5 protein-coding genes are annotated in these 3,942 nt (G+C 70.1%); 2 read left to right on the forward strand and 3 right to left on the reverse strand.

The window, feature by feature from the left end:
- Both V7D28_RS14305 and V7D28_RS14310 read right to left on the reverse strand, forming a co-directional pair.
- The coding region (locus V7D28_RS14305; RefSeq protein ID WP_333588057.1) for a DUF1254 domain-containing protein at window positions 1-1,103 on the reverse strand (1,103 nt) is incomplete at its 3' end.
- A 68-nt stretch (window positions 1,104-1,171) separates the two neighbouring features.
- Complete coding sequence (locus V7D28_RS14310) at window positions 1,172-1,975, reverse strand: RNA methyltransferase (protein WP_333588058.1); 804 nt, start codon at window positions 1,973-1,975, stop codon at window positions 1,172-1,174.
- Window positions 1,976-2,036: 61 nt separating this feature from the next.
- On the opposite strand from V7D28_RS14310, the gene bla reads away from it, so the two are divergent.
- Window positions 2,037-3,053 carry a class A beta-lactamase gene (bla, locus tag V7D28_RS14315; RefSeq protein WP_333588059.1) on the forward strand — a complete coding sequence of 339 codons (1,017 nt, stop codon included), beginning with the start codon at window positions 2,037-2,039 and terminating at the stop codon, window positions 3,051-3,053.
- A 12-nt stretch (window positions 3,054-3,065) separates the two neighbouring features.
- Here the strand turns inward: bla and V7D28_RS14320 are convergent, their stop codons facing one another.
- Window positions 3,066-3,395 (reverse strand): hypothetical protein, encoded by a 330-nt coding sequence (locus V7D28_RS14320; protein ID WP_333588060.1) that lies wholly within the window; start codon window positions 3,393-3,395, stop codon window positions 3,066-3,068.
- Between the two features lie 131 nt (window positions 3,396-3,526).
- Between V7D28_RS14320 and V7D28_RS14325 the strand changes: the two genes are divergently transcribed.
- Window positions 3,527-3,942 (forward strand): isocitrate/isopropylmalate family dehydrogenase (locus tag V7D28_RS14325; RefSeq protein ID WP_333588061.1); only part of this gene is annotated, 416 nt, incomplete at its 3' end.

Here is a 3,942-nt window from a genome sequence, read left to right on the forward strand (position 1 = left end):
CCGATCCAGATGTCGAGAGAACCGTCGTCATTATAGGTCAGGCCCTGGGTCCGGTCGCCGATGGCGTAGCGGTCCAGCGGGTTGTCGGCGAAGAAGAACTGCCCTTCCTCGGTGGCCTCATAGAGAGAGAGGCTCCAGAAGGAATGCACCGGAGGCAGCCGGTCGGCGGCGAAATGCAGGCGGTAGGCCTTGGTCCCGTCATAAAGAGCGCGGGGCATGTCGCCTTCTGCGCGCATGTAGGTGGCCTCCACCACCGGCAGGGCGGCCAGGCCGCCCAGGGCCACGGCGGCGCGATAGGCGTAGTCCTGGCCGAAATCGCCGAGCTTGGACGAGGGATAGGACCAGCCCTCGATGAAGTTCGCCCCGGTGATGCCGCCGCGCCGAACCCCCTGACGGGCCTCGGCCACGCCGGCCTCGATCTCGGCCATCTCGGCCGGGGAGAAGCGCGCCGGATCAAAGTCCGCGCCGAGGCCCAGGGGGGCCATCCGCTCAAGTATGGCCTGATCGGTGGCCGGCGGCGGATTGAGCTGCATCAGGGTGGAGACGGCGGCGAAATATTCCGGCCAGGGCGCATGACGCTGGGCCACCGCCGGCGGGGCGCTGACCGCCGGTCCCTGAAGGGAGACGCCGGCCTGCACCGCGCGCGCAGCTTCCAGGTCCTCTGGCCCGGCCACCAGGATGCGGGCGAGCGCCCATACGTGAGACGTCGGCGAGCGCACCACCCGCGGTCCCTCCGCCGCCTCGTTCGGACCCACCAGGGTGAAGGTTCCCCCATTGGGACCGGTGGTGCGCGTGCCGAGGACCGCGAAGCTGTTGGTGTAGGCGTCCATCAGCTGCAGGGAGAGATAGCGGTCGCCCGCCGCTGGCAGGGTCAGGGTCACCGGCCCCGCCGACAGGTCGAGCTGGGCCGAGGAGTAGAGGGTGTCGTTATTGGGCGTGGTGACGGTGCGGGCCTTGTGATTGGCCAGGTTCCGCATGTGGGCGAAGGCGTTCATGCTCTGGCCGAAGGTCTGGCCCCGGGCGCGCGTCGTGGCGATCTCCACCAAGGGCAGCCCATAGGTCCAGGCCTCGCGGGCCGCCGCTCTCAGATCCGTCCCGGCCATGTCCGGCCCTCCCCCAAAGGCTTATAGGTTATCAGCGTTCTCTTATCAGACGCGCGGCGGCCGCTGCGTCAAGTCTCCGTCGGCGGGGCGACGTCTTCGCGCTCGGCCTTCTGGCGGGCCAGCTTTTCCAGCACCCGGCCCCGGCCGCGGGAGAGCGCCGTCACCACGCCGCGGAAGGTGCGGACCTCCTGGTCGCTGAACTGGGCGCGGCCCAGGGCCGACCTCAGATTCTGGATCATCGAGGGCTTCTTCTCCGGCGGATGGAAGAAGCCCGCCGCCTCCAGCTCGCTCTCCAGGTGGCCATAGAGGCCCATCATGGCCGCCTGGTCGGCAGGCGGCGGCCCCTCCCGGAAGCGGGGGGGCGGTCCGGCCGCCTGGGTCAGACGCCACTCATAGGCGGTGATGGCCACCGCCTGGGCCAAGTTCAGGGAATGGAAGCGCGGATCCACCGGAACGGTGACCACCGCCTGGCAGAGCGCCACGTCGGCGGTTTCCAGGCCCGCCCGCTCGCCGCCGAACAGAAGCCCCACCTTCATCCCTTCGGCGGCGGCCTGCGCCAGCCGGGCGGCGGCCTCCCGCGGGGTGATCACCGGCAGCTGCAGTTCGCGAGGCCGCGCCGTGGTGGCCAGCACCAGCTGAAGGTCGCCGATGGCCTGGGCCACGTCGGGAAACACCTTGGCCTCGTCCAGGGGCCAGTTGGCGCCGGAGGCCGAGGCCCAGGCGCGATCCTGCGGCCAGCCGTCCCGGGGATTGGACAGGCGCAGGTCGGCCAGGCCGAAATTGGCCATGACGCGGGCCACCGAGCCGATGTTCTCGGCCAGCTGGGGGGAAGACAGGATAATGCTTGGCGCGGGGGCCGGATTTGCAGTCATGTGGCGTTTTCAGTCGGAAGCGTCCGGTTGCGCAAGGGCGCCTGGGCCGGGAGTATCGCCCATGCGTCGTTTCTTCGCCGTCCTGGCGCTGGCCCTGACGGTCTCGGCCTGCGAGCCCGGCATGCCCCAGACGGCGGCCGAGACCCCGGCCATGGACGCCCAGATTCTCGACGCCGCGGCCGAGCGCATCGCCGCGACTGCTGCGCCCGCCCGCTTCGGGGCGGGCTTCCTCAATCTGGAGAGCGGCGAGCTCTGGGCCGTGGCCGGCTCGGATCGGTTTCCCATGCAGAGCGTCTTCAAGGCGCCCCTGGCCGCCGTGGTCCTGGCCGAGGTGGACGCCGGCCGGATCGCCCTGGACCAGGTGGTGACCCTGTCGGATGAGGACCTGTCGCCCCCCTTCAGCCTTGTGGGGGAGGCCTATCCGGAGCGGCGCGACTACACGGTCGAGGACCTGATCGTCCTGGCGACCGGCCGCAGCGACAACACCGCCGCCGACGTGCTGATGCGGCTGGTGGGCGGCCCCGGCGCAGTGACGGCCTGGCTGCGCAGCCACGGCCTCAAGGAGATGCGGGTGGACCGCTACGAGCGCCAGCTTCAACCCGAGCTGGCGGGCATGGGCTCGTTCCGGCCGGCCTGGAAGACCTCGGCCGCCTATCGCGAAGCCCTGATGGGCGTGCCGCCCCTGCAACGGCAGGCGGCCACGGCGGCCTATCTGCGCGACCCGCGCGACACCACCACCCCTCGGGACGCCCTGCTCTTCCTCTCGAAGCTGGCGGCCGGCGAGCTGCTGTCGCCCGCCTCCACCGAGCGCCTGCTGACCATCATGACCGAGACCCCCACCGGCGCGAACCGGCTGGCGGCGGGCCTGCCGGACGGCGCGCGCCTGGCGCACAAGACCGGGACCGCAAGGACCGACCTTGGCCTGACGCCGGCCATGGGGGACATGGGGATCATCACCCTGGCCGACGGGCGACGCTATGCGGTGGCGGTCTTCTTCGCCGGCGTCACCTTGCCGGAGGCGCAGGCCGAAGCCCTGTTCGCCGATTTCGCCCGCGCCGCGACGGCCGCCGCCCGCTGAGCCCGTCGCGCCTCAGCGCGTTCGACGAAGGGCGCCGACCAGGGCCGGCGGTCCCTGACCCGGCGCATAGAGCCGCAGGCCGACGCTCGCCCCGCGCCACAACTGAACGGCGACCGATTCGTCGCCAGGATGCAGCGGAAGGGCCCGAAGGGGCCGCCAGGTCGGCGCGATCAGCGTCAGGGCCGGAAAATCCAGCGCCAACTCATCGCCCTGTGAAGGCACGGCGCTCACCCGCCCGCGCAGCCGCCCGCGCCCGTCGGCTGAGACAAAATCCCAGGGTTGGGCCACGAGAAGCAGGACAGGCAGGTCGATCAGGCCGAGGGGGGGAGGTCCGGCGCGCACCGGCGTAACCTAGCGCGCCGCGGTGACAGGCCTGTGTCACCCACCTTTCGCCCTGTCGTGGCTTTGCGCTCCGGCGCAGGCCTTGTATACGGCCTCAACCCCTCAATTCCGCCACGGAGCGCGCCTCGCCTATGGCCAAGATCAAAGTCGCCAATCCCGTCGTCGACATCGACGGGGACGAGATGACCCGGATCATCTGGAAGATGATCAAGGACAAGCTCATCTTCCCCTATCTCGACATCGACCTGGCCTATTACGATCTGGGCATCGAGTATCGCGATCAGACCGACGACAAGGTCACCATCGAGGCCGCCGAGGCCATCAAGAAGTACGGGGTGGGCGTCAAGTGCGCCACCATCACCCCCGACGAGGCCCGGGTCGAGGAATTCGGCCTCAAGAAGATGTGGCGTTCGCCCAACGGCACCATCCGCAACATTCTGGGCGGCGTCGTCTTCCGCGAACCGATCATCTGCAAGAACGTGCCGCGCCTGGTGCCGGGCTGGACCCAGCCGATCATCGTCGGCCGCCACGCCTTCGGCGACCAGTA

This window comes from Phenylobacterium sp. (genome assembly GCF_036723115.1).
In the GTDB taxonomy this organism is placed as follows: Bacteria; Pseudomonadota; Alphaproteobacteria; order Caulobacterales; family Caulobacteraceae; genus Phenylobacterium.

What these genes read in the sequence shown, in the direction of transcription:
- V7D28_RS14310 (WP_333588058.1), bottom strand. Translation starts at nt 1,975, where the DNA reads ATGACTGCAAATCCGGCCCCCGCGCCAAGCATTATCCTGTCTTCCCCC.
- bla (WP_333588059.1), top strand. Translation starts at nt 2,037, where the DNA reads ATGCGTCGTTTCTTCGCCGTCCTGGCGCTGGCCCTGACGGTCTCGGCC.